Here is a 24,125-nt window from a genome sequence, read left to right on the forward strand (position 1 = left end):
GGGGCCTCAGCGGTGTGTCGCCGGCACCGTACCGGCGGGCACTGGATCGGTCTCGAACCGCACCGACTCAGTCAGCTCCAGGGCGAGTTGGTGGGCCCGGGCCGCGGTGTCGGCGCCGACGACGACGAGGCCCACACGGTCGCTGGAGCGGTGGAGGGGGTGGATGACGTCGCCGGGTGACACGGTCAGCTCGGCGTGGAGGACGGCGCCGTGGGCCCGGACCGCATCCCAGCCGTGGACGGCCAGGAGCCGGCCCGGGGGCGGGGTGAGGTAGCGGACAGCGGCGCCGCGGAGCGGTTCCAAGGGGCCGGGGCCATCGGCACGGCCCAGCATGTCGTCGTAGACGAGACCGAAGAGTTCCAAGCCGGGGATGGCGTACTCGACCATGCGGTGGATCCAGTCGCCGCCGAAGCGTCCGTGCACCTCGCCCAGGACGACGCCCCGAGGGGTGAGCCAGAGCTCGACGTGGAACGCCCCGGTCCGCAGTCCCAGGACGGTGAGGGCAGAGGACACCTGCTGCTCGATCCTCCGCCGGTCCTGGTCGGGGAGCTCGGCGGGCAGGACGTGCCCGACCTCGACGAAGTGCGGGGGCGCCACCTTCTCCTTGGCCGTGACGGCCAGGATCCGGGGCGCTCCGCCCAAGAACACGCCCTCGACACTGAACTCCGGCCCCTCGACGAACTCCTCGACCAGGAACGGCGCGGTGTCGGGCAGCAGTTCCAGCGCGGCGGGCAGCCCGTCGGGCCCGGTCACCCGGCTCACACCGATGCTTCCCATGGCATCCCGTGGTTTGACGATCCAGGGGCCGCGCGACTCCTGCAGAAAGGCCTCCGCCTCCCGCAGGCCGGCGCAGAGCCGTACCCGCGGCTGCGCGAAGCCTGCGGCGGCGAGTGCGGCGCGGCAGGCGTCCTTGGTGCGGATGCGGCGTATCGCGTCGGGCGGATTCCCCGGCGCCCCGATCGCCTCGGCTGCCTGGGCCGTGGCGATCTGGGCCATCTCCTGAAGGGCGAAGACCGCGTCGAAGCGCTCGCCCTGGGCGGCCTGGCGCCGCGCCCAGTCGGCGGTCTCCTCGGGCGGCACGAACCGGACCGCGGAGACCGCGTCCGCGGCGGAGCCGACCTGTGCGGTGGCGGCCAGTGCCTCCGCCGGGCCGGTGACATGGGTGCGCAGACCCCGGGCGCGGGCCTGGGCCAGGGCTTCGAGCACCATGGCGACGCTGATCGACACCGGTCGTGCCCCGCCGACCAGCAGGAGGGACGGGGGAGTTGGCAGGTCGGTCACGGCGAGCCCTTCGATGGTGGGGTGGCAGGTTCGGGGGTGAGCGAGACAAGGATCTGATCGGCCGAGACGATGTCGTTCAGGGCGCACCTGATCTCGTCGACGCGTCCCCGGAGGGGTGCGAGTACGCGGTTCTCCAGCTTCATCGCCTCGACGATCACCAGCACCTCGCCGGCTTCGACGACGTCGCCTGCCGCACGCGGCAGTCCGACGACGGTGCCGGGCATGGGAGACCTGACGGCACTGTCGGAGGCCTCGGCACCCACGGCGTCGTACGTTCTGGAGGCGAGGGCGACCCGCCCGCCGCTGACGACCAGCTCGTACCCCTCGGCGGTCCGCAGGCCTGTCCAGCGGTGCTCCCCGACGGTGCCGCGGAACAGTCCGTCTCGGTGGGCCACGGTCACAGCCAGCTCGCCGTCGCCGCAGTCCACGCGCACGGAGTCGCCGCGGCGGCCGGTCAGCGCGGCCCGCAGCTCCCGGCCGCCGTGCAGCACGGTGAGTCGGCCCAGCGGTGCGTCGGGGTCCAGGTGGCGGCGGTCGGCGGGACCGACGGTGCCCAGCCAGGGCGAGGCGTACGGCAGGTCGGTGACCGGGAGTTCCATCGCCGCCGCGCACGCCGCCGCCTCGGCCAGGTGGTCGTCGGGTGCGTTCTCGGTGACGAAGGTGTCGACGACATGGGTGTCCAGCCGTCCGGTGACGACGTGCTCGGCCTGCAGGAGACCGGCGAGGAAGCCGAGGTTGGTGGTCAGCCCGATCACCGAGGTGTCGCGCACCGCCGCCACGAGCCGCTGCAGGGCTGCCGACCGGTCCGGGCCTCGCGCGATCAGCTTGGCGAACATGGGGTCGTAGAAGGCCGGGACGGTCCCGGCCTCGTCGAAGGCCGCCTCCACACGCACACCCGCGGGCCACTCCACCACCTGGGCGTGGCCCGGGGCCGGCCGGAACCCGGACCGCGGGTCCTCGGCGTAGACGCGGCATTCCACGGCGTGCCCGCTCGCGGTGATCTCGTGCTGGGCCAGCGGCAACGGCCGACCGTCGGCCACCCTGAGCTGCCATTCCACCAGGTCGACGCCGGTGATCTCCTCGGTTACCGGGTGCTCCACCTGTAGGCGCGTGTTGACCTCCAGGAAGAAGAAGCCGCCGTTCGGATCCACGATGAACTCGAAGGTGCCCGCTCCCACATAGCCGAGCGACCTCGCGCCGCGCACCGCCGCGTCGAGCAGTTCTTCGCGTACGCCGGGCGGCAGGCCCACGGCGGGCGCCTCCTCGACGATCTTCTGATGGCGGCGCTGCAGGGAGCACTCCCGCTCGAAGAGGTGCACGACGCCGCTGTGCGTGTCGCCGAAGACCTGGACCTCGATGTGGCGGGGACGGGCGACATAGCGCTCGGCCAGCAGCCGCCCGTCGCCGAAGGCGCTGCGGCCGATCCGGACGGCGGCGGCCACCGCCTCGGCCATGCCGTCCTCGCTCTCCACGACCCGCATGCCTTTGCCGCCCCCGCCGGCGACGGGCTTCAGGATCACCGGGAAGCCGATGCGGCGGGCGTCGGCCCGTAGCCGCTCGGCCGACTCGGTCGCCTCGCCGGAGCCGGGCAGGACCGGCACGCCCGCTTCTGCCATCAGCGCCCGGGCGGTCGCCTTGTCGCCCATGGCCGCGATCGTCGCCGGGGACGGGCCGACGAACACCAGACCCGCCTCGGCGACGGCCGAGGCGAACCGCGGGCTTTCCGCCAGGAAGCCGTAGCCGGGGTGGACGGCGTCGCAGCCGGTGCGCAGCGCCGCGTCGACGAGCGCACCGGTGTTCAGATAGCTGTCGGCCGCGGCGGCCCCGCCGATCCGGATCCGGTCGACGGCGCCCTCCAGATGCGCGGCGTCCCGGTCGGCTTCGGAGTACACGGTGACGTACTCGACGCCGAGCCGACGGCAGGTGCGGGCGATACGGCGGGCCACTTCGCCTCGGTTGGCGATCAGGACACGTTTGGGCATGGGTGTCACATCCTGAACACGCCGAAACGCGTGTCCTGTCGGGGGGCGTCGGCGGCCATCGCCAGGGAGAGGGCCAGCCATTCCCGGGTGTCGGTCGGGTCCACCACGGCGTCCACCCACAGGCGGGCCGCGAAGTACAGCGGGGTCGACTGCCGTTCGTAGGTCTCGATGATGGGCCGCTTGATGGCCTCCTCTTCCTGCGGGGACAGGGTCTTCCCCTCCTTGGCGAGCTGGTCGCCGCGGATGAGGGCCATCACTGTCGCGGTCTGTTCGGCCCCGACGACGGTGGACCTGGCGCTCGGCCACATCGCCATCAGCCGGGGGCCCATGGACCTGCCGCACATCGCGAAGTTCCCGGCCCCGTAACTGCCGCCGATGACCAGGCTGAACTTGGGTACAGCGGCACAGGAGACCGCGTTGACGAGCTTGGCGCCGTGCTTGGTGATGCCGTCGGCCTCGTACTCGGCGCCGACCATGAACCCGTTGATGTTGTGCAGGAACAGCAGGGGCAGATCCCGCTGGACGCACAGCTCGATGAAATTGGCCGCTTTCTGCGCGCTCTCCGGAAACAACACGCCGTCGTTGATGACGACCCCCACGGGGTAGCCGCCCACATGTCCGGTGCCGCAGACGATGGTCGGGCCGTACCGGGCGCGGTACTCGGTGAACTCGCTGCCGTCGAGCAGCCGGGCCAGGATCTCGCGGGCCGGGATGTGCTCCCGCAGCCCCGCGCTGACGATGCCGGCCAGCTCGGCCGGGTCGTACAGCGGCGGCCGGGGTGCCTGCGGGGGCGGGGCGACCGGCCGTGCGCCACTGCGCCGCACGATGTCCCGGACCATGTCCAGGGCGTGCTCGTCGTTCTCCGCGAGGTGGTCGGCCACACCGGTGACCCGGGTGTGCAGATCGGCCCCGCCGAGGGTCTGCGCGTCCACCACCTCGCCGGTGGCCGCGCGCACGAGTTGCGGGCCGCCCAGGAAGACCGTGCCGTTCCCGCGGACGATGACCGTCTCGTCGCACATGGCGGGAACATAGGCACCGCCCGCGGTGCACGATCCCATGACGGCGGCGATCTGCGGCAGGCCGAGGGCGGACATCTCCGCGATGTTGCGGAACATCCGGCCCAGGTGGTGCTCGCCGGGGAACAGATCCTCCTGGAGCGGCAGATAGACGCCGCCGGAGTCGACCAGGTAGACGCACGGCAGGCCGTTCTCACGCGCCACGTCCTGCGCGCGCAGGTGCTTGGCGACGCCGAGCGGGAAGTACGTCCCGCCCTTGACGGTCGCGTCGTTGGCGAAGACCATGACGGGCCGGCCGCCGACCACGCCGATGCCCGTGACCAGAGCGGCCGAGGGGACCGACTGGTCGTACACGTCGTGGGCGGCGAGCTGGCCGATCTCCATGAAGGGCGTACCGGGGTCGAGCAACCGGTACACGCGTCGGCGGGCGGTGAGTTTGCCGCGGTCCGCATGGCGTTTGCGGGCGCGTTCGTCTCCGCCCGCCACGGCGGCGGCACGGGCCTGCGCAATGCTCCGGCGCTGGTCGTCGAAGGCTTCGGCGTTACGGCGGAAGGAATCCGACGAGACGTCGACGAGGGAGGTCAGCGTCGTCATGGCTCAGGCGGCGGCGTACTGGTCGCGCAGCTGCTTCAGCAGGGAGCTGAAGTCCTCGATCTCGGCCGTGGTCATGTTGGCGCGCAGCATCAGCCGCAGTCCGGCCTTCCCCCGCCCGATGACGGGGAAGAAGATCGGGGAGGCGTAGTAGCCGTGCCCGAGCAGCGCCTCGGCCAGCCGCACGGTCGCGTCCTCGTCGCCGAGGTTCACATGCCTGATGGGCAGGCCGTCACCGCTCTGCTCAGTGTGGACCAGGCTGTCGAAGAGGTCGATGTTGCGCTGCAGCCTGCTCTGGAGCTCCGTGAGTTCGGCGCTGCGGTGCAGCTCGACCGAGGCCAGTACGGCGCCGAGACCGGCGGTGTTGATGCGCTGTGACCACATCAGGGGACCCCCGTTGCGCAGCGCGGTGTCGTAGCGCTTCCGGGATCCCTTGCGGCCGAGGAAGATGGCGCCGCCGGACGCCCCGAAGCCCTTGTTGAGCGAGGTGATGATCAGGGTGCGGTCGTTGATGCCGCCCATCTGCTCCAGGACCACGCCCCGGCCGCGCTCGCCGACGGTGGAGATGCCGTGCGCCTCGTCGAAGAACAGGAACAGCCCGTACCGCTCCTGCAGACGCAGGAGTTCGGCGACGGGCGCCTGACCGCCGGTGCTGTACACCCCGTCGGCGACATAGGCCACCTGGGGGTGGGTACGGCACAACTCCTCCAGCGCGTCGAGGTCGTTGTGGCCGATGGTGGTCACCTGCGCCTCGTCGGCGACGCTGGGCTTCATCGCGTTGAGGCAGAAGTGCGCGTTCCTGTCGAAGACCATCAGCGGCGGGACGGCGTCCGTGAACAGCCCTGAGGCAACCAGCGGCAGGCTCGCCCATGCCGCGGCGGCGCAGGAGTTGACGGTGACCGCCTCGACGTCGAACAGCTCGGAGAGCGCGTCCTCGGCGTCCCGCAGTGCGGCGAAGCGCACCCTCATACGGGAGGTGGAGGTGTTGAGCGCGCCTTCGGCCAGCACGGCGTCGGCCGCGGCCCGGACCAGTTTCGGGTGGGTGTCGAGTCCCAGGTACGAGTACGAGGACATGTTCACGAACTCGTGGCCGTTGGACAGCGTCCGATGGCGTCCGTCGCCGAGCCCGGCCACGACCACGTCCAGCAGGCCGGCCTGATCGGTGACGGTCCAGAACTCGTCACTGATGCGAGCGGACTTCTTGATATTGAGAAATGCGTGCATGAAAGGGTCCGGATCCTTGAAGTTCTGTTGATTTTCGGCGGGTTGCGGGAAATTCAGTACGCGTAGAAGCCGCGGCCGCTCTTGTGGCCCAGCAGGCCCGACGTGACCATCCGCGACAGCAGGGGCGGCGGAGCGTAGAGCGGTTCCTTGAACTCCTCGTACAGCGCGCCGGCGATCGCCGCGACGACGTCGAGGCCGATGAAGTCGGCCAGCCGCAGCGGCCCCATGGGGTGGGCGCAGCCCAGTTCCATAGCCCGGTCGATGGACTCGGAGGAGGCGTGCGCGGTGTCGGCCATCCTGATGGCCGCCAGCAGATAGGGGATCAGCAGGGCGTTCACCACGAAGCCGCTGCGGTCCGAGACGCGGATCGGCTCCTTGCCGAGCGCCCCCGCCACGAACTCCTCCGCGCGATCGAGGAGTCCGGCGTCCGTCAGCAGCGTCGGCACCACTTCCACCAGGGACATGACACCGACCGGGTTGAAGAAGTGGATCCCCAGCACCTGGTGCGGGCGGGACGTGACACCCGCCAGCCTGGAGATGGTGATCGCCGACGTCGTGGACGCCAGTATCGCGTCGTCGGCCACCACCTTGTCCAGCGCGGCGAACAGGCCGAGCTTGAGCGATTCGTCCTCCGGGACAGCCTCGACCACCAGATGCCGGTCGCCGAGGTCCGCCAGATCCGTGGTCACCGTGATCCGGTCCAGTGCCGCGTCCCGGGTCTGCTCGGGTATCCGCCCGCGGGAGACCGCTCGCTCGAGGGAGGCCTCGATCCGCCGGGGCGCGGAGGCCAGCGAGGACTCCCGGGACACCGCGAGCGTCACGTCCAGACCGCGAACGGCGCAGAGTTCCGCAATTCCTGCACCCATGGTGCCGGAACCGACGACGCCGACCCGGTCAATCGGACTTAAATCGATGGGATGCTCTTTCTCTCTGGTTTCCACGGGCCAGACGATTCCAATGGACTCCGCGGACTGTCAACCGGCATTACTTTGCCGGTATGCGAAACCAGAAAAGAGTGCACCCGTTTTCCACCGGCGATTTTTTGCCGGTCGTCGGGCATTGAATTCGGCCCGCCGACCGGGTTATCTGTATTCAGCCGTCGGGATGTCCGGCGTCAGGTTGTCGTGGGTGCGGGCTGCGTCGCGAGGATCAGGCGCAGTCCCTGCTGCCGTGCCGGGATGAGTACCTGTGGGACCACTTCGATGAGCTCGGGGGAGACGTGCGGAAGACGCAGCCGGAAGCGATGGCCGTCGCGGCTCGCGAGTACGCACGTCCGCTCCCGCCAGACCCGTTCCAGGAACCGGTCCCGCAGCACGTCGTCGAGCAGCGCGAGCAGCCGGACGTCCTGGCCGTACTGCACCATGGCGAAGCGGAGCATGCCCAGGTACATCCGAGCGTGCCAGGGCCAGTCGAGCAGTTGCTCGCGGGCCTCCGGAGCGGTGAGCGCCCAGTGCAGCGGGCTTGCGTCGGCGCCGCGCACCCACGGGAACCACTCGGCCATGGTCCGGTTGTACCCCGCGACGTGCCACGAGCCGTCGGTGACGTAGGCCGGCAGCGGTTCGTGCCGGTCCGCGAAGTCCTGCAGGTCCCGCACGTCGGGACCGTCCCCGGCCTGCGGGAGGGCCTCGCCCGAAGGACGCCCCAGGGCGTACGAGTAGAGCGTGACCGCCTCGTCCTCGTCGAGCAGCAGCACCTCAGCCAGGAGCGCCAGCAGCCCCGAGTCGAAGCGGGTGACCAGGCCGCGTTCCAGGTCGCGGTACCACCGCTCGCTCATGCCGAGCCTGCCTGCCACCTCCACCTGCGGCAGGGGCTTTCCGAGACCGAGCCGCTCTCCCGCGCGCGCCCGCCAGCCGCGCAGCAGGGCGGGAAGTCCAGGAAGTCCGGTGGATCCGGGAAGCCCGGTCGGCCCGGGAAGTTCGGTCGGCCCGGGAAGTTCGGTCGGTCCGGGACGTTTTTCGGTGGCGCGGATCATCAGGACTTTCCCCCAGTATCACAGGATCTCGCTTCGAGCGGCTTTGCCGCGCATCGAACCTACCGCGCACACGGTTTCCGAAAAAGCGAGCGAGCGGCGACTTCACATCGCTCAATATCCCTGACATGACGCGTTCACAGAAGAGATGGGGAATGACGGCGTGCAGCCAGCCGGAATTATCGCTACTGGTTCCTATCTGCCCGATCGCACGGTCACGAATACCGAAGCCGGCGCCCCGGCCGGAGTCACCGCCGAGTGGATCGAGCGGAAAACCGGCATCCGGGAGCGTCGCCGCGCCGCACCGGGCCAGGCCACCTCGAATCTGGCGGCCATCGCCGCCGACCGGGCACTGGCGGCGGCGGGCCTGTCCCCGACGGAGATCGACTGCGTCGTCGTCGCCACCTCCACCCCCGACCACCCCCAGCCCGCCACTGCCAGCATCGTCCAGCACCTGATCGGCGCCACCTCAGCGGCCGCGGTCGACGTCAACGCGGTCTGCAGCGGCTTCGTCTACGCCCTGGCCACCGCTCAGGGCCTGCTCCACAGCGCCGCCCGGCCGGACGGCCACGCTCTGGTGATCGGCGCCGACATCTACTCACGCATCCTCGACCCGAGCGATCGCAGAACCGCCGTTCTGTTCGGCGACGGAGCCGGGGCCGTCGTCCTCGGCCCGGTACCGGAAGGCCACGGGTTCGGCGGCACCCGACTGCGCGGGCACGGCGATGCCCACCACCTGATCAGCGTGCCGGCTGGCGGCAGCCGGATCCCGGCCTCCGAGCGGACCGTACGCGAGGGCGCGCACTACTTCCGCATGGACGGCCGCGGCGTACGCGGCTTCGTCAACGACGAACTCCCGGCCGCGGTCTCCGCCGTGCTGCGGGACAGCGCGATCTCGGCGGCCGACGTCGACCACTTCGTCCCGCACCAGGCCAACGGCGTCATGCTGCGCGATCTGTGGTCCTCCCTGGACCTGCCCCGCGCCACCCTCCACCTGACCGTCGACCGCTTCGCCAACACCGGCTCCGCCTCCATTCCGGTCACCCTCGACGCGGCGCACCGCTCCGGCGTCCTGGCGCCGGGCCACACCGTCCTGCTCGCGGGATTCGGCGGCGGCATGAACACGGCCCTGACACTGTGCCGCTGGGCCCCCACGGCGAACCGGCCCACCGCCGCGACGCCCGGTGCTCGCCAGTTCAGCGGCGTGCTGAGCTGACCCCCCTCCTACCAGAAAGGCGCCCTGTTATGCCCGCCCTGCTGCCCGACTCCGGGCCGCGACGCCTGCTGGCGGTCTCGACGCTGGTGAACATGACCGGCTACGGGATCTATCTCACCGCCGGAGTCGTCTACTTCACCCGCTCCGTGCACCTGCCGACCTCCCAGGTCGGCATCGGCCTGAGCATCGCCGGAGCCGTGGCGCTGGCCGGAGGCATCCCGGTCGGCCACCTCGCCGACCGCCGCGGGGCGCGCGGTGTCTACACGGCCACTTTGCTGCTCGGCGCCGTCGCGATGGCCGGTCTCTGCCTGGCCGACGACTTCTGGACGTTCCTGCTCTTCGCCTCCCTCGGGGCCGTCGCCCAGGCGGCGGGCCCGGCCGCCCGCGGCCCACTGATCCAGCAGTACGGAGGCGAGCGCCCGGCCGAGTTCCGCGCCTACCTGCGCTCGGTCACCAACGTCGGCATCTCGTTGGGAGCCGTGCTGGCCGGCTGGGGCGTCCAGGCCGACACCCGCGGTGCGTACCTGCTGCTGATCGCCGGCAGCGCCGTCTCGTGGGCCGCCTGCGCCGCCGTGGTCCTCTTCCTGCCCTCCGTACCGCCGGTACGGTCCACGGCGGGGCCCCGCTGGATCGCGCTGCGGGACCGCCCCTATCTCGCGTTGACCCTGCTCGACGGCATCATGGCCATTCAGTACCGGGTGCTCACCGCCGCCATACCCCTCTGGCTCATCGCCCGCACCTCGGCGCCCCGTTGGTCGGTCTCAGCGGTGATGCTGGTCAACACCGCGATCGTGGTACTGCTTCAGGTCCGCGCGAGCCGCCGCATCGACACCCCTCGCTCGGGCGCCGTCGCCTTCCGGCGGGCGGGTTTCGCCTTCTTCGCGGCCTGCGCGCTGTTCTCCCTGCTGGCCGGGGTGCCCGCCTGGCTCGTGATGCCCCTTCTGCTCACCGGGGTCGTCGTCCACACCATCGGCGAACTCTGGCACGCCGCGGGCGGCTTCGAGGTCTCCTTCGCCCTGGCTCCCCGCCACGCGGTGGGTCAGTACCAGGGCCTGTTCGGCATGGGCCTCGGTCTCGGCGTCGCCATCGGCCCCGCGCTCCTCATCACCCTCTGCGTCGACTGGGGCGCCCCCGGTTGGTGGATCGTCGGCGCCCTCTTCGCGGTGACCGGCTTGGCCGTCCCGGCGGCGGTCCGCTGGGCCGAGCGCGACCGCCCGCAGGATCCTGAGCCCGCGGCCCCCTTCGTCGAGGCAACGAAGCCTCCACCGGCGTGAGCGCAGACTGGTCCGGCTGAGAGACAGCGCACGGTTCGCCGTCTCCGGGTCCACCGCCGCGGGCAACGCGAGCAGTTCCTCGCGCGTCAGCCCACGGGACGCGCCGTCGCGCTCGGCGATCACATCAGATCAGTACCCCGCGAGGCAATGCCACCGCCTCCGGTCAAGTGTCCGCCTACGTCGAAGCCCTCATCCAGACCGCCGAGCTGCGACGCACCGCTCTTGGCCGAGGGCCAACGACTCGCCGCCGGCATGTCGCCGACATGTCGTAGTGGCTGCCCCCGCTCACGCTGACCGTTCGGCGACGGATCCCGCATGGTCGTAGGAGCCCGCGACCTCCTCTCCGAGGAGCCCGAACTCCGCATAGGCGTCCGTCGGCGGGTGCGGCAAACGGGTCTCCCGTGCCACAGATCGAGAGTCACTCTCCGTGGTACAGGTCCTTGAGGCCGCCGCCAAGCGCCCCACCTTCATGCGATGGTGCGTCGGCGTCGGCAGCCGTACGTCGACCTCGACAACGAGCTGTTCCGCCCCGAATGGCAGCTCCAGCGCCTCACGTGGCGGCACTGCTGCAAGGACTCGCACGCGTGCGGCGCGAAGTTCCACCGGTTCGAGCCGTGTCCCCCGGACTGCACGACCCACAAGGGCTACAAGCGCGTGCAAGGGCGGCGGCTTGATCTTCACGCCTCCCGCCCGGACGGCCGCCCACTTGACCCTCGGCAGGACTGGGAGGAGTTCAAGGAGTTGTTGGTGGAAGCCGGGATCGACGACCGTCGCCTCTACGACGGCAGCCGCCGCATTCCGCAGTCCCCGACGTACACGCACAGCGGCGGGACACGTCGGTTGCGTCATGCGTCCACTGCCGCGCAGCAGAAAAGGTATGGGGGTGGTCGGGAGGGGCGATCTACCAACATAGCCATGGTCGTATACCGGGAATGGAATCGGGCGGATGCGTCGCCGAAACGTGCGGCGGAGTCGACTGCTGGACCGGAACTCGGACGCAAATGTCTACTCAGCGCTGTGGGAGTGGTACCTGCACGAGATGCTGCTCGGTTCCGGTTGCGCCGTGGAGATCGAGTATCCAATAGGCACGGGCGGTAAGAACCCCGACTTCCGTGCCGAGCCCAAACTTCTTCTTGTCTTACTCAGGTTGAACTCGTGGAGTCCGGCGGTCTGATCGCGTCGTCGTCCTGGAGATGGCCTCGAAGCACCAGATGCGCTAAGCCGTCCATCACCGTGCGAAACGATCACACCGCAGACGGAAAACAGCCTTCACCCCCAGCACGGTCCCGGCAAGAAGCGCATACTGCACGGTGTGGCGACCTACAACAGCATCGGTGCAACCTACGCAGACACCCGGCGACCGGACCCCCGAATCGCTGCCAGGATCCATCAAGCACTCGGCGGGGCTGCCACCGTGATCAACGTAGGAGCCGGTACCGGCTCCTACGAACCGCCGCAAACCGTGCTCGCTGTTGAACCCAGCTCAGTGATGACCGCCCAGCGCCCGGCCGGATCCGCACCCGTCCTGGAAGCATCCGCTGAGTCGATCCCTCTCGCTGACGACTCGGCCGACGCGGCGATGGCCCTCCTGACCGTGCACCACTGGAGCGACCTGGAAGCCGGCATCGGCGAACTCCTCCGCATCGCCCGGCAGCGGATCGTCATCCTCACCTTCGACCCCGACGTCAACCGCAGGTTCTGGCTGCTGAAGGAGTACCTGCCCGAAGCAGCCGCGCTCGACGACACACGAGCCGTCGCCGTCGAGCGCCTGGTCACGCTGCTGGGAGGAGCCGGCATCGAAACCGTCCCCATCCCGCACGACTGCACCGACGGATTCCTCGCCGCCTTCTGGCGTCGGCCCGAGGCATACCTCGACCCGGAAGTACGGGCCGGCATCTCGCTGTTCGCCCAGACCGGCGACGAGGTCCTCCAGCCAGGCCTGGCCCGGCTGTCCGACGACCTGGCCTCCGGCCGGTGGCACCAGCACCACGCCGACCTGCTCGACCGCGAAGCACTCGACGCGGGCTACCGGCTTCTCGTAGCCGACCTCTAGAACCAGGCGAACCGCCTGACTGCACACTCAAGCCTGGAACTGCGCCTCCAAGGCGGGAAACGATCACCTTCGAGACGGGAAGCGATCTTCACAAGGCCGGGACGCCACAGCTCACCCCTACTCGTGAACACCCTATGGTCAGACCGGTGGGTGGCAGACAGCCGTCGACCAGGGGGGCCGGTACTGGATCTTCTTCAGCCTCCGCTTGATCACACGGGTGAGGTGCGTGAGGTCGGCAGCTGCGAAGTCGGCCGGCTCCTTGACCAGATGCACGTTCAGGTTGTCCCGGCACCACACCACCGGGGTGCCGAGCTGCAGGTGGGTCATGACGATCAGATCGCGGTACTGGCGCCAGGAGAACGCCTTCGGCTCACCCCGGCGCCCGTGCCGGATGTGCAGCTTGAAGAAGAACCGGGAGCGGTGTCCGGCGCGGTAGCAGACCACGCCGGCGATGTTGACCCGTCCCCGGTTGCGGCCGCGCACGCGCACCACCGGCCGGGCTCCGCGCGGTGCCCAGGTGTGTCCCTTCGGCGGTCTCAGTCCCTGGCCTGCCTCGTCCTCGAAGCAGATGTGGGCGCCCAGGTCCGCCGCGGTCCTTTTACCTGCGGCCACACCTCGGCCTTCCACCTCTCGATCGCCTCGTCGTCGCGTTCGATCGCCCGCCGCAGGGGCACCTGCGCGGACCAGCCGTGCCGCCGCAACAGCTTCCACACGCCCTGGATCGTGTACCCGACGTGGAACATCAGCCCGATCAGCAGCTTGACCCGCTTCAACGTCCACCCCTGGAACTCGTCGTCCCAGCCGTGCGCGAGCGGGCCCCGCTTCAACTCCCGCTCCAGCCGCTCCCATTGCCTGGGGCTCAGTCGTTCCACCGAGGGCGGCCCCTTCGAGCGCAGGGCGTCCGCACCGCCCTCCTCCCACTCCCGCCGCCAACGTCTCACCGACCGCGACGTCACCCGAAGCTCCCTCGCGACGGCCTCGGTCTTCTCACTACGAGCGAACCGCTCGGCCGCCTAATCCACAACTGAGACCAGGACTGAGACCGAGCACCGACGCGCGGCCCGCGAACGGTGTCGTTGACGCGTCCGGAAGCGCAAAAACCCCAGGTCAGATAGATCTGACCTGGGGTTCCAGTGGAGCCGCCTTCGGGATTCGAACCCGAGACCTACGCATTACGAGTGCGTTGCTCTGGCCATCTGAGCTAAGGCGGCGCGCTGTCCGCACTATGGTGCGATCAGCAACGACGGTAAGTCTACACAGTTTCGAGGGGTGCTCCGTACCAGCCCCGGAGGCGCTCCCTCCGGGGCTGGGAGCAGGGGTTATGAGCAGCGCTTTCCGTCCTGGGGCGGGGTGCCGCGGAGGAGGTAGGCGTTGATCGTGCGGTCGATGCAGGAGCTGCCGCGGCCGTACGCCGTGTGACCGTCGCCCTCGTAGGTGAGGAGGCGGCCCGAGGAGAGCTGGCCGGCCAGCGCCCGGGCCCAGCGGTACGGGGTCGCGGGGTCGCGGGTGGTGCCGACCACCACGATGGGCGCCGCGCCCTTCGCCTCGATGCGGTGCGGCTCACCCGTGGCGTGCACGGGCCAGTACGCGCAGTTCAGGGCGGCCCAGGCGAGGCCCTCACCGAAGACCGGGGACGCCTTCCGGAACGCGGGGAGCGCCCGGCGCACCTCGTCCGGGGTGTCGAAGGCGGCCGGCAGGTCCAGGCAGTTCACCGCCGCGTTGGCGAACATCAGGTTGCTGTAGCGGCCGTCGGCGTCCCGCTCGTAGTAGCTGTCCGAGAGGACGAGGAGCCCGGAGCCGTCGTTCTCCTTCATCGCGGACGTCAGCGCCTCGCGCAGCTGCTGCCACGCGCCCTCGTCGTACATGGCCGCGATCACGCCGGTGGTGGCGAGCGACTCGGTGAGGCGGCGGCCGTCGGCGTCGCCCGTGCGCACCGGCCGCGCGTCCAGCTTCCCGAAGAACGCCTTGAGGTTACGGCCGACCTGCTCCGGCGAGGTGCCCGCCTTGCCCAGCGGGCAGTCGGTCCGGCGCACGCAGTCCTTCGCGAACGACCGGAACGCCGTGTCGAACCCGGCGGTCTGTTCGAGGTTCAGCCGCCGCGCGGGCAGCGACGGGTCCATCGCGCCGTCCAGCACCAGCCGGCCCGCCCGGCCCGGGAAGAGCCCGGCGTACGTCGCCCCGAGGAAGGTGCCGTAGGAGGCGCCGACGTAGTTCAGCTTCTCGTCGCCGAGCGCCGCCCGCACGATGTCCATGTCCCGGGCGGCCTCCACCGTGGACACATGGCGCAGCAGCCTGGGCGAGTCGGCGCCGCAGCCCTCGGCGAACGTCCGGTACGCCGCGACCAGCCCGGTGGTCTCCTTCTGGTCGTCGGGCGTGAGGTCCGTCCGGGTGTACCTGTCCATGCCCGGCCCGTCCAGACACGTGACGGGCTCGCTGCCGGCCACGCCGCGCGGGTCGACCGCCACCATGTCGTAGCGGGCACGGACCTCGGCCGGGTAGCCGATGCCGGCGTACGACTGCACGTAGCCGATCGCCGAGCCACCCGGCCCGCCGGGGTTCACCAGTAGTGAGCCGAGCCGCTTCCCGGGGCCGGTGGCCTTCTTTCGGGCGACGGCGAGCCGGAGGTCGCCCGCGGACGGCTTGGCGTAGTCGAGCGGTGCCTTGAGGGTGGCGCACTGGAAGCCGGGGACGCCGCAGCCGCGCCAAGCGGGCTTCTGGCTGTAGTACGGCTTGAGCGCCGCCGGTGTGGACGGCGGCAACGCGACCAGTACCGCCGCCTCCGCCGCGGCCGCCGCGGTGGCGGACGTCGACGGGCTCCCGGAGGAGCACGCGGAGACGAGCAGCGCGGCCGTGGCGAGGAGACCGGCCGCGGTCCTGGCCCCGCCACGGGTCCTGCGGTGGGCGCCGCCGGAGCCTGCGCGGCGAGGTACGGGGCCGGAGACCGCGCCGGTGGCGGTGCTGTGGGTGCGCCTTGTGTCCATCCAGCGAGCGTAACTGTGGGCGACGGGATGGACGCCCTGCGTGCGTGTCGTGCCTCGTACGGATTACGAGCTCAACCCCTGTGCGCGAGTCGGACGGGGCTCGCAGAGGTGGGCCGGGGCGTCTCAGCCCGCTCTGAGCGCCATGGTCATCGCCTCCACGGCCAGCAGCGGTGCCACGTTGCGGTCGAGGGCGTCGCGGCAGGCGGCGATCGCCTCGATGCGGCGGAGTGTGGCCTCCGGGGAGCTGTCGCGGGCGAGCCGCTCCAGGGTGTCCTCGGCGTCCGCGTTGGCGATGGCCACGCGTGAGCCGAGCTGGAGGGCGAGGACGTCGCGGTAGAAGGCCGTGAGGTCGGTCAGGGCGAGGTCGAGGCTGTCGCGCTGGGTGCGCGTTCTGCGGCGCTTCTGCTTGTCCTCGAGGTCCTTGATCACGCCCGCCGTGCCGCGGGGCATCCGGCCGCCCTGGGCCGCGCCGAGGGCGGCCTTCAGTTCCTCGGTCTCCTTGGCGTCCATCTCCTCCGCGAGCTGCTTGGCGTCCTCGGCGGCCGCGTCGACGAGTTCCTGGGCCGCCTTGAGCGCTCCGCCGATCTCCCCGACCCGCTGCGGCAGCCTCAGCACGGCGGCGCGGCGCTCGCGCGCGGCCGGGTCGGTGGCCAGCCGGCGTGCCCGGTCGACGTGGCCCTGAGTGGCGCGGGCCGCCGCGGCGGCGACGTCCGGCTCGATGCCCTCGCGGCGTACGAGCATGTCGGCGACGGCGTCGACCCGCGGCGTGCTCAGGTTCAGGTGGCGGCAGCGGGAGCGGATGGTCGGCAGTACGTCCTCGATGGAGGGGGCGCACAGCAGCCAGACCGTGCGCGGGGCCGGTTCCTCCACTGCCTTCAGGACGGCGTTGGCCGACTTCTCGTTCAGCCGCTCGGCGTCCTCGACGAGGATGACCTGCCAGCGGCCGTTCGCCGGCGAGGTGAAGGACTTGCGGACGGTGTCGCGCATGTCGTCGGCGAGGATCTGGGTGCCGACCGCGGCGACGGTGGTGACGTCGGCGTGGGTGCCGACCAGGGCGGTGTGGCAGCCGTCGCAGAAGCCGCAGCCCGGGGCTCCGCCGAGGGCCCGGTCGGGGCTGACGCACTGCAGCGCCGCCGCGAACGCCCGCGCCGCCTGGTTCCGCCCGGCCCCGGGCGGGCCCGTGAACAGCCACGCGTGCGTCATCTTCGACGCCTCGGGCGGCGGAGTGCCGGACCCGGCCGCGGTGACCAGGGCGTCGGCGTCCCGAGCGGCAGCGTCCAGCTGCTCGCTCACCCGCTCCTGCCCGACGAGGTCGTCCCACACGGTCATGGGTCACGCCGCCCTTTCCTCAGCTCCGCGTCTGCGGACCGTACTGCCGCTGCGAGATCCATTGTGGGGGCGACCACTGACAACCGGGGCACGGCCCGGCGCGGGGCACCGGTCCGAGGCCGGGTGCCGGGCCAACGGCGAGTGCCGGGCCGCCGAGCCGAGGCCGGGTGCCGAGCCGCCGGTACGAGGCCGGGTGCCGAGCCGCGGGCGGGTCCCTGGCGGGGGCCGCTCGCCCCGAGTCGCCGCCGGATCCGGGCAGACCATCCGGCAGAGGCCAGTCACCGGCAGAGCCCAGTCGCCGGGCACGGCCGGTAGCCGGACAGTGGCCGGCCACCGGAGACCCGGGCCCCTGGTGACCGGCAGCGGCCTCAGCGGCCCCGGCCCCGGCCCTTGCCGCCGCGGCCCCGGCCCTCGTCCGGCTCGTCCTCGTGCGGTCCCAGCAGTTCGTCCGCCAGGGAGGGCAGGTCGTCCAGCGGCGTCTCCTCGGCCCACTCGGAACGCCGGCGGGGCCTGCCCTCGGCGTCCAGCTGGGGCAGCTCACGCGTACGGTCCTCGGTGCCGTCGGGGCGGTCGGCCGGGGCGTCGTCGCGGAAGTAGCCGGGCGGCACCCGGTCCGCCGGTCCGTCGCCGCGCACCGGCGGCAGGACGGCCGTCTCCTCGGCATCCCCCGGCCGGACCGGAGGCAGCACGGCCGTCTCATCCGCCGCACCGGGAGGAAACGCGGGCAGGACCTCGGTCCTGTCGTCGGTCCCGGCGTCGCTCCTGCCGCCAGTCCTGCCGTCAGTCCTGCCGTCCTCGTCGTCCGCGTCAGGGCGGACCGGCGGCAGCACCGCCGTCTCATCCCCCGCACCCGGCGGGACCGGCGGCTTCGGCAGCTCGGCGGTCCGCTCGGCCTCGGACCCGCCCGGGGACCGGCCCGGGGCGTTCTCCGGCGACACCACCGGCGTCGGGACGGTCGCGTCGTCCGGCGTGGCCGACGGACGCGACGGACGCCGCGAACCGGCGTCCGGAGCGGAACTCTTCGGCCCGGCCTCCGCCGCCGCGGCCGCCGCCTCCGCCAGACGCCGCGCCTCCTCGGCCCGCATCAGGGCCTCCTCGGCCTTGTGCTGCTTCTCCAGGCGGAGCGCCTCGGCCTCGGCACGCAGCCGGGCCTCCTCCTCGGCCTGCTTGCGGCGCCGCTCCTCCTCGGCCTTGCGCCGGGCTTCCTCCTCGGCGCGGGCCTTCTCCTCCGCGAGAAGACGCGCCCGCTCCTCCTCGGCCTTCCTGGCCGCTTCCTCAGCCCGCCGCCGGGCCTCCTCCGCCTGCCGTTCGGCCTCGCGCCGCTGCGCCTCCTCCAGCTCGCGCCGCTTGCGCTCCTCCTCCTCGGCCCGCAGCTTCGCCAGCTGCTCCTGGCGCTCGCGCTCCAGGCGCTCCTCCTCGGCCTTGCGGGCGGCCTCTTCCTCGGCCTTCCGGCGGGCCTCCTCCTCGGCCTTGCGCCGCGCCTCCTCCCGGGCCTCGATCTCGGCCTCGGACAGCGGCAGCACCTGGTCGAGCCGGTGCCGGATGACGGTCGTGACGGCCTCGGCCTCCTGGCCGGCGTCCACCACCAGGTACCGCCCGGCGTCGGCCGCGGCCAGGGTCAGGAAACCGGCCCGCACGCGCGCGTGGAACTCCGCGGGCTCCGACTCCAGCCGGTCCGGCGCCTCCGTGAACCGCTCGCGAGCGGTCTCCGGCGCCACGTCCAGCAGGACGGTCAGATGCGGCACGAGCCCGTTGGTGGCCCACCGGTTGATCCGGGCGATCTCGGTCGGCGACAGGTCACGGCCCGCCCCCTGGTAGGCCACGGACGAGTCGATGTACCGGTCGGAGATGACGACCGCGCCGCGCTCCAGGGCGGGCCGTACGACGGTGTCGATGTGCTCGGCCCGGTCGGCCGCGTACAGCAGCGCCTCCGCGCGGTGCGAGAGGCCCGCGCTCGACACGTCCAGCAGGATCGACCGCAGCCGCTTGCCCACCGGCGTCGCCCCCGGCTCGCGCGTCAGCACGACCTCGTGGCCCTTGCCTCGGATCCACTCGGCGAGCGCCTCGGCCTGCGTGGACTTCCCGGCCCCGTCGCCGCCCTCCAGGGCGATGAAGAAGCCGGTGCTCGCGGGCGCCTGGTCCGGGTCGTCGCCGCGCAGCAGCGCGTCGCGCAGGTCCTGCCGCAGCGGCACGCCGGAACGGTCGTCGACCTTGGCCAGTACCAGCGCGGCGACCGGCAGCAGCAGGGCACCGGCCAGCATCAGCGTGAAGGCCGCGCCGCCGTGCGCGAAGACGAACTTGCCGCTCTCCAGCCGGTGCGGCCCGATCCCCGCCGCGACCAGCGGGGCGATCACCGCGCCGAGCGCCACGCAGACCCGGACGACCGCGTGCAGGTGCTCGGTCGTACGGGACCGCCGGTACTCCTCGGTCTCCTGGTCGAGCAGGGTGTGCCCGGTGTTGGCGGCTATGCCCGCGCCGACACCGGCCAGCGCGAGGATCAGCAGCACGGTGGTGACGTCCGGGACGAGGCCGCCGGCCAGCAGCGCGACACCGGTGAAGGCGATCGCCAGCGCCAGCAGCCGGCGGCGCGAGAAGGCGGGCAGCAGGGCGGGCGCCGTACGGATGCCGACGACGACACCGCCGGTCAGCGCGCCCACGAACAGCCCGTACAGCACCGGGCCACCGCCCAGGTCCTTGGCGTGCAGCACGGCCACGGCGACGGCGGCGGACACCGCCGCGGCGACGGCCGCGCACGCCAGCACCAGCAGCGGCATCGCGCCGGTGCGGCCCTTCTCGGCGCCGGTGGTGGTCTTCGGGCGGCGCAGTCCCTCGAGCGGCGAGCGGGCGCGCGGGGTGCGCGTGCCGGGCAGCTCCAGGAAGGTCAGTACGGACAGGGACGCGGCGAACAGCCCCGCCGCGACGTACGAGGCGAGGGCCGCCTGGTGCTGGCCGAACCAGTCGATGCCGGCGCCCAGCAGGTTGTTGAACAGGGAGGCGATGACGAGGACGGCGGCCGCGAGCGGGATCGCGACGAAGCCGGTGCGCAGCGACAGGCGGCGCAGGGCGTCCAGGTGGTCCGGCAGCGGCCGGACCGTCGCGCCTTCCGGCGGCGGAGCGGGCAGCAGGGCGGGGGCCGCGCTCTCGCGGCAGACCGTCCAGAACCGCTCGGCGACGCCGGTGACGAAGGCCGTGACGAGGAGGACGGCCAGCGCGTCCTTGGGCGTCCAGTCGATCCACAGCGGCGCGACGATCAGCAGCGCCGCGCGCAGTCCGTCCGCGCCCACCATGGTCCAGCGGCGGTCGAGCGGGCCGTCCTGCGAGGTGAGCGCCGTGAGCGGGCCGAGGAGCACGGCGCCGAAGAGGAGCGTCGCCAGGATGCGCACCCCGAAAACGGTCGCCACTGCGAACGCCACGCCCCGGTAGCCGCCCCCGAAGGAGCCCTCGGCGACTGCCGCCTGGAGAGCGAGGAGGACCAGGACGAGAAGGGACAGGGTGTCGCCCACGCCGCCCACGAGCTGTGCGCTCCACAACCGTTTCAACTGCGGACGGCGCAGCAGGGCGCGGACGGCACGCTCGCGGGAGTCCGCGACCAGGGCGTCGTCGGGGGCCGGCTGAGGGGCCGTAGGGTGCTCGGCTCGCGTCATGCATTCAGCCTATCGGCAGCCGCCGACACACTGGGGAGCCCGTCCTGACATGCGCACGCCCCGACACCGAAGTGTTGCCGGGGCGTTCGCTTTCCGAACCCTGGGCGAAGGCCCGGGCCTTGGCGGCCCGGCTCGCGAACAGGTGTTGAAGGGACCTCAGTCCTCCGTCGGCTTCGAGGCGGTCGCCGTCTTGGCGGCCGTCTTCTTCGCCGTCGTGGTCTTCTTCGCGGTCGTCTTCTTCGCGGCCGTGGTCTTCTTCGCCGCGGTCTTCTTGGCCGTCGTCTTCTTCGGCGGTGCCTTCTTGGCCGCCTTCTTCGCGGTCTTCTTCGCCGGCCCCTTCGCCCGCTTCTCGGCGAGCAGCTCGAAACCGCGCTCCGGGGTGATCTCCTCGACGCTGTCGCCGGAGCGCAGGGTCGCGTTGGTCTCCCCGTCGGTGACGTACGGGCCGAAGCGGCCGTCCTTGACGACGACCGGCTTCTCGCTCACCGGGTCGGTGCCCAGCTCCTTCAGCGGCGGCTTGGCGGCGGCCCGGCCACGCTGCTTGGGCTGGGCGTAGATCGCCAGCGCCTCCTCCAGCGTGATCGTGAAGAGCTGCTCCTCGGCCTGGAGGGAGCGCGAGTCCGTGCCCTTCTTCAGATACGGGCCGTAGCGGCCGTTCTGCGCGGTGATCTCCTGGCCCTCGGCGTCGGTGCCGACGACACGCGGCAGCGACATCAGCTTGAGGGCCTCGTCGAGGGTCACCGTGTCCAGGGACATCGTCTTGAAGAGGGACGCCGTGCGCGGCTTGACCGCGTTCTTGCCCGTCTTCGGGGTGCCCTCGGGGAGGATCTCCGTCACGTACGGGCCGTAGCGGCCGTCCTTGGCGACGATGGTGTGGCCGGTGGCCGGGTCCGTGCCCAGCTCGTAGTCACCGCTCGGCTTGGCGAGCAGCTCCTCCGCGAGGTCGACGGTCAGCTCGTCGGGCGCCAGGTCGGCGGGGATGTCGGCGCGCTGGTGCTGCTCGGTGTCCTTCTCGCCGCGCTCGATGTACGGCCCGTAGCGGCCGACCCGCAGCACGATGTCGTTGCCCACCGGGAACGACGACACCTCGCGGGCGTCGATCGCGCCCAGGTCCGTCACCAGCTCCTTGAGGCCGCCGAGGTGGTCCCCGTCGCCGTTGCCGGCGTCGGCCGCGCCGCCTTCGCCCGCGCCTTCACCGAAGTAGAACCGCTTCAGCCACGGCACGGACTGCGCCTCGCCGCGGGCGATGCGGTCGAGGTCGTCCTCCATCTTGGCGGTGAAGTCGTAGTCGACGAGCCGCCCGAAGTGCTTCTCCAGGAGGTTGACCACGGCGAAGGACAGGAAGGACGGCACCAGGGCCGTGCCCTTCTTGAACACGTAGCCGCGGTCCAGGATCGTGCCGATGATCGACGCGTATGTCGACGGGCGGCCGATCTCGCGCTCTTCCAGCTCCTTGACCAGGGAGGCCTCGGTGTAGCGGGCCGGGGGCTTGGTGGCGTGCCCGTCGACCGTGATCTCCTCGGCGCTCAGGGGGTCGCCCTCGGAGACCTGCGGCAGCCGGCGCTCGCGGTCGTCGAGCTCGGCGTTCGGGTCGTCGGCGCCTTCGACGTACGCCTTGAGGAAGCCGTGGAAGGTGATCGTCTTGCCGGACGCGCTGAACTCGACGTCCCGGCCGTCGGAGGCGGTGCCGCCGATCTTCACCGTGACGCTGTTGCCGGTGGCGTCCTTCATCTGGGAGGCGACGGTCCGCTTCCAGATCAGCTCGTAGAGCTTGAACTGGTCACCGGTCAGTCCGGTCTCGGCGGGAGTGCGGAAACGATCACCCGAGGGGCGGATCGCCTCGTGGGCCTCCTGCGCGTTCTTGACCTTCCCGGCGTACGTCCTCGGCTGCGGCGGCAGGTAGTCGGCGCCGTACAGCTGGGTGACCTGGGCGCGGGCGGCGGAGACCGCCGTGTCGCTCAGGGTCGTGGAGTCCGTACGCATGTAGGTGATGTAGCCGTTCTCGTACAGCTTCTGCGCGATCTGCATCGTGGCCTTCGCGCCGAAGCCGAGCTTGCGGCTGGCCTCCTGTTGCAGCGTCGTCGTACGGAACGGGGCGTACGGCGAGCGGCGGTAGGGCTTGGACTCGACGGAGCGGACAGCGAACCGCGTCTGCTCCAGGGCGGCGGCCAGGGCACGGGCGTTCGCCTCGTCGAGGTGGAGGGTGTTCGCGCTCTTCAGTTGTCCCAGGGAGTCGAAGTCACGGCCCTGCGCGACCCGCCGGCCGTCGACGGTCTGCAGGCGCGCGACCAGCGACGACGGGTCCGACGAGTCTCCGGCGCGGCCGGTCGCGAAGGTGCCCGTCAGGTCCCAGTACTCAGCAGAACGAAAGGCGATGCGCTCGCGTTCCCGCTCCACCACGAGCCGGGTGGCGACCGACTGGACACGGCCCGCGGACAGCCGCGGCATGACCTTCTTCCACAGGACCGGCGAGACCTCGTAGCCGTAGAGGCGGTCGAGGATGCGGCGGGTCTCCTGGGCGTCGACGAGCTTCTGGTTGAGCTGGCGCGGGTTGGCCACGGCGGCCTGGATCGCGGCCTTGGTGATCTCGTGGAAGACCATCCGCTTGACCGGGACCTTGGGCTTGAGCACCTCCTGGAGGTGCCACGCGATGGCCTCGCCCTCGCGGTCCTCATCGGTGGCGAGGAAGAGCTCGTCGGATTCCTTCAGCAGGTCCTTGAGCTTCTTGACCTGGGCCTTCTTGTCGGCGTTCACCACATAGATCGGCTGGAAGTCGTGTTCGACGTCCACACCGAGGCGGCGCACCTCGCCGGTGTACTTCTCCGGCACCTCGGCGGCGCCGTTGGGAAGGTCGCGGATGTGCCCGACGCTCGCCTCGACGGTGTATCCGGGCCCGAGATAGCCCTTGATCGTCTTCGCCTTGGCAGGCGACTCGACGATGACGAGTCGGCGGCCGCCCTTTGCGGTCTCGCTGGTCGGGGACAACTTCGCTCTTCTCTCCGGTCGACGCTGGGGCCTCCCCGGAGTCGCTTACCGGGGCTGGGTACGTGGTGACGCTGCGGAGTGTGACGGTACATCCCGCCCCCGTGTCAAACGGGAAAAGCCCGCAACGGCCACTCGAACGGTAACCCGACTACCACCATTCCTGCCGCCCGGACTGCCGGGTGCAGGCCCGGCCCGTTGCGGAGCGCGACCCCCCGGTTACCGGCGGACGCGGCGCCGAAGCGGGCTTCACAGGCGCGTGAAGCACCACGTTCCGACCGCCAGGGCGAGCACCCCGGCGACGCTCGCGAGGGCCGCCGACGCGACGGGCCGCACCCCCAGGGCGACCGGCAGGTGCCGGCGCACGCGCGTCACGGTCCACACCAGCAGCGCGCCTCCGAACAGGGAGAACACCGTTCCCGCGAAGATCGCCGGTTCGCTCTCCATGACCCGCCGTGCCCCTTTTCCTCTGTGTGCGTCTCCCCGGTTTCGGGAGGCTGCCACGTGCGGGCGGCGGGCAGGCGAACCGGAGGTGAACGCCGGGGCGGCACGACCGTGGATCGGGGACGTCCGGACCCTCACG

The 24,125-nt window shown here is 71.5% G+C and carries 14 protein-coding genes, 1 tRNA gene and 2 pseudogenes; 4 read left to right on the plus strand and 13 right to left on the minus strand.

Annotated features, from left to right (window positions below):
* Positions 1-6: 6 nt before the first annotated feature.
* The 6 genes from ABEA82_RS10290 to ABEA82_RS10315 form a co-directional block, all read right to left on the minus strand.
* Entirely contained in the window at positions 7-1,281 is a 1,275-nt protein-coding gene (locus ABEA82_RS10290) for an ATP-grasp domain-containing protein (RefSeq protein ID WP_345661089.1), read from the minus strand.
* On the minus strand, positions 1,278-3,263 hold the full coding sequence (locus tag ABEA82_RS10295) for an acetyl/propionyl/methylcrotonyl-CoA carboxylase subunit alpha (RefSeq protein WP_345661090.1): 1,986 nt from the start codon (positions 3,261-3,263) through the stop codon (positions 1,278-1,280). The genes ABEA82_RS10290 and ABEA82_RS10295 overlap by 4 nt, the downstream gene beginning before the upstream one ends.
* A gap of 5 nt (positions 3,264-3,268) precedes the next feature.
* Positions 3,269-4,873 (minus strand): carboxyl transferase domain-containing protein, encoded by a 1,605-nt coding sequence (locus ABEA82_RS10300; protein WP_345661091.1) that lies wholly within the window; start codon positions 4,871-4,873, stop codon positions 3,269-3,271.
* Between the two features lie 3 nt (positions 4,874-4,876).
* The gene (locus ABEA82_RS10305; protein ID WP_345661092.1) at positions 4,877-6,094 is read right to left on the minus strand and encodes an 8-amino-7-oxononanoate synthase family protein; all 1,218 of its coding nucleotides are present in this window, start codon (positions 6,092-6,094) and stop codon (positions 4,877-4,879) included.
* A gap of 53 nt (positions 6,095-6,147) precedes the next feature.
* Positions 6,148-7,008, minus strand: a complete 861-nt coding sequence (locus ABEA82_RS10310; protein ID WP_345661693.1) for a 3-hydroxybutyryl-CoA dehydrogenase — start codon at positions 7,006-7,008, stop codon at positions 6,148-6,150.
* A gap of 200 nt (positions 7,009-7,208) precedes the next feature.
* A complete protein-coding gene (locus ABEA82_RS10315; RefSeq protein WP_345661093.1) occupies positions 7,209-7,868 on the minus strand; it encodes an MmyB family transcriptional regulator in 660 nt (219 codons plus the stop codon).
* Positions 7,869-8,211: 343 nt separating this feature from the next.
* On the opposite strand from ABEA82_RS10315, the gene ABEA82_RS10320 reads away from it, so the two are divergent.
* The 4 genes and pseudogenes from ABEA82_RS10320 to ABEA82_RS10335 all read left to right on the plus strand — a co-directional run bounded on the left by ABEA82_RS10320 (position 8,212) and on the right by ABEA82_RS10335 (position 12,606).
* On the plus strand, positions 8,212-9,279 hold the full coding sequence (locus ABEA82_RS10320; RefSeq protein ID WP_345661094.1) for a 3-oxoacyl-ACP synthase III family protein: 1,068 nt from the start codon (positions 8,212-8,214) through the stop codon (positions 9,277-9,279).
* A gap of 29 nt (positions 9,280-9,308) precedes the next feature.
* Positions 9,309-10,553: an MFS transporter gene (locus ABEA82_RS10325; RefSeq protein WP_345661095.1), complete on the plus strand. Its 1,245-nt coding sequence runs from the start codon at positions 9,309-9,311 to the stop codon at positions 10,551-10,553.
* Between the two features lie 439 nt (positions 10,554-10,992).
* A pseudogene (locus ABEA82_RS38830) lies at positions 10,993-11,651 on the plus strand (hypothetical protein); the annotation flags it as partial.
* Positions 11,652-11,967: 316 nt separating this feature from the next.
* Complete coding sequence (locus tag ABEA82_RS10335; protein ID WP_345661096.1) at positions 11,968-12,606, plus strand: methyltransferase domain-containing protein; 639 nt, start codon at positions 11,968-11,970, stop codon at positions 12,604-12,606.
* An 88-nt stretch (positions 12,607-12,694) separates the two neighbouring features.
* Here the strand turns inward: ABEA82_RS10335 and ABEA82_RS38655 are convergent.
* From ABEA82_RS38655 to ABEA82_RS10380, 7 genes and pseudogenes are all read right to left on the minus strand, one after another.
* A pseudogene (locus ABEA82_RS38655) lies at positions 12,695-13,619 on the minus strand (IS630 family transposase); the annotation flags it as partial.
* Between the two features lie 121 nt (positions 13,620-13,740).
* Positions 13,741-13,817: transfer RNA gene (locus ABEA82_RS10355), tRNA-Thr, on the minus strand.
* 108 nt (positions 13,818-13,925) lie between these two features.
* Entirely contained in the window at positions 13,926-15,587 is a 1,662-nt protein-coding gene (locus ABEA82_RS10360) for an alpha/beta hydrolase (RefSeq protein ID WP_345661098.1), read from the minus strand.
* 123 nt (positions 15,588-15,710) lie between these two features.
* A complete protein-coding gene (locus tag ABEA82_RS10365) occupies positions 15,711-16,916 on the minus strand; it encodes a DNA polymerase III subunit delta' (protein ID WP_345661099.1) in 1,206 nt (401 codons plus the stop codon).
* A 368-nt stretch (positions 16,917-17,284) separates the two neighbouring features.
* Entirely contained in the window at positions 17,285-20,560 is a 3,276-nt protein-coding gene (gene tmk, locus ABEA82_RS10370) for a dTMP kinase (RefSeq protein ID WP_345661100.1), read from the minus strand.
* Positions 20,561-20,716: 156 nt separating this feature from the next.
* A complete protein-coding gene (topA, locus tag ABEA82_RS10375; RefSeq protein ID WP_345661101.1) occupies positions 20,717-23,545 on the minus strand; it encodes a type I DNA topoisomerase in 2,829 nt (942 codons plus the stop codon).
* A 246-nt stretch (positions 23,546-23,791) separates the two neighbouring features.
* Entirely contained in the window at positions 23,792-23,989 is a 198-nt protein-coding gene (locus tag ABEA82_RS10380) for a hypothetical protein (protein WP_345661102.1), read from the minus strand.
* Positions 23,990-24,125: the final 136 nt, after the last annotated feature.

Source organism: Streptomyces venetus, assembly GCF_039540295.1.
In the GTDB taxonomy this organism is placed as follows: domain Bacteria; phylum Actinomycetota; class Actinomycetes; order Streptomycetales; family Streptomycetaceae; genus Streptomyces; species Streptomyces venetus.

Coding starts and splice junctions, on each gene's coding strand:
- ABEA82_RS10295 (WP_345661090.1), bottom strand. CDS start 3,263: ATGCCCAAACGTGTCCTGATCGCCAACCGAGGCGAAGTGGCCCGCCGT.
- ABEA82_RS10300 (WP_345661091.1), bottom strand. CDS start 4,873: ATGACGACGCTGACCTCCCTCGTCGACGTCTCGTCGGATTCCTTCCGC.
- ABEA82_RS10305 (WP_345661092.1), bottom strand. CDS start 6,094: ATGCACGCATTTCTCAATATCAAGAAGTCCGCTCGCATCAGTGACGAG.
- ABEA82_RS10315 (WP_345661093.1), bottom strand. CDS start 7,868: ATGAGCGAGCGGTGGTACCGCGACCTGGAACGCGGCCTGGTCACCCGC.
- ABEA82_RS10320 (WP_345661094.1), top strand. CDS start 8,212: ATGGGGAATGACGGCGTGCAGCCAGCCGGAATTATCGCTACTGGTTCC.
- ABEA82_RS10325 (WP_345661095.1), top strand. CDS start 9,309: ATGCCCGCCCTGCTGCCCGACTCCGGGCCGCGACGCCTGCTGGCGGTC.
- ABEA82_RS10360 (WP_345661098.1), bottom strand. CDS start 15,587: ATGGACACAAGGCGCACCCACAGCACCGCCACCGGCGCGGTCTCCGGC.
- ABEA82_RS10365 (WP_345661099.1), bottom strand. CDS start 16,916: ATGACCGTGTGGGACGACCTCGTCGGGCAGGAGCGGGTGAGCGAGCAG.
- tmk (WP_345661100.1), bottom strand. CDS start 20,560: ATGACGCGAGCCGAGCACCCTACGGCCCCTCAGCCGGCCCCCGACGAC.
- ABEA82_RS10380 (WP_345661102.1), bottom strand. CDS start 23,989: ATGGAGAGCGAACCGGCGATCTTCGCGGGAACGGTGTTCTCCCTGTTC.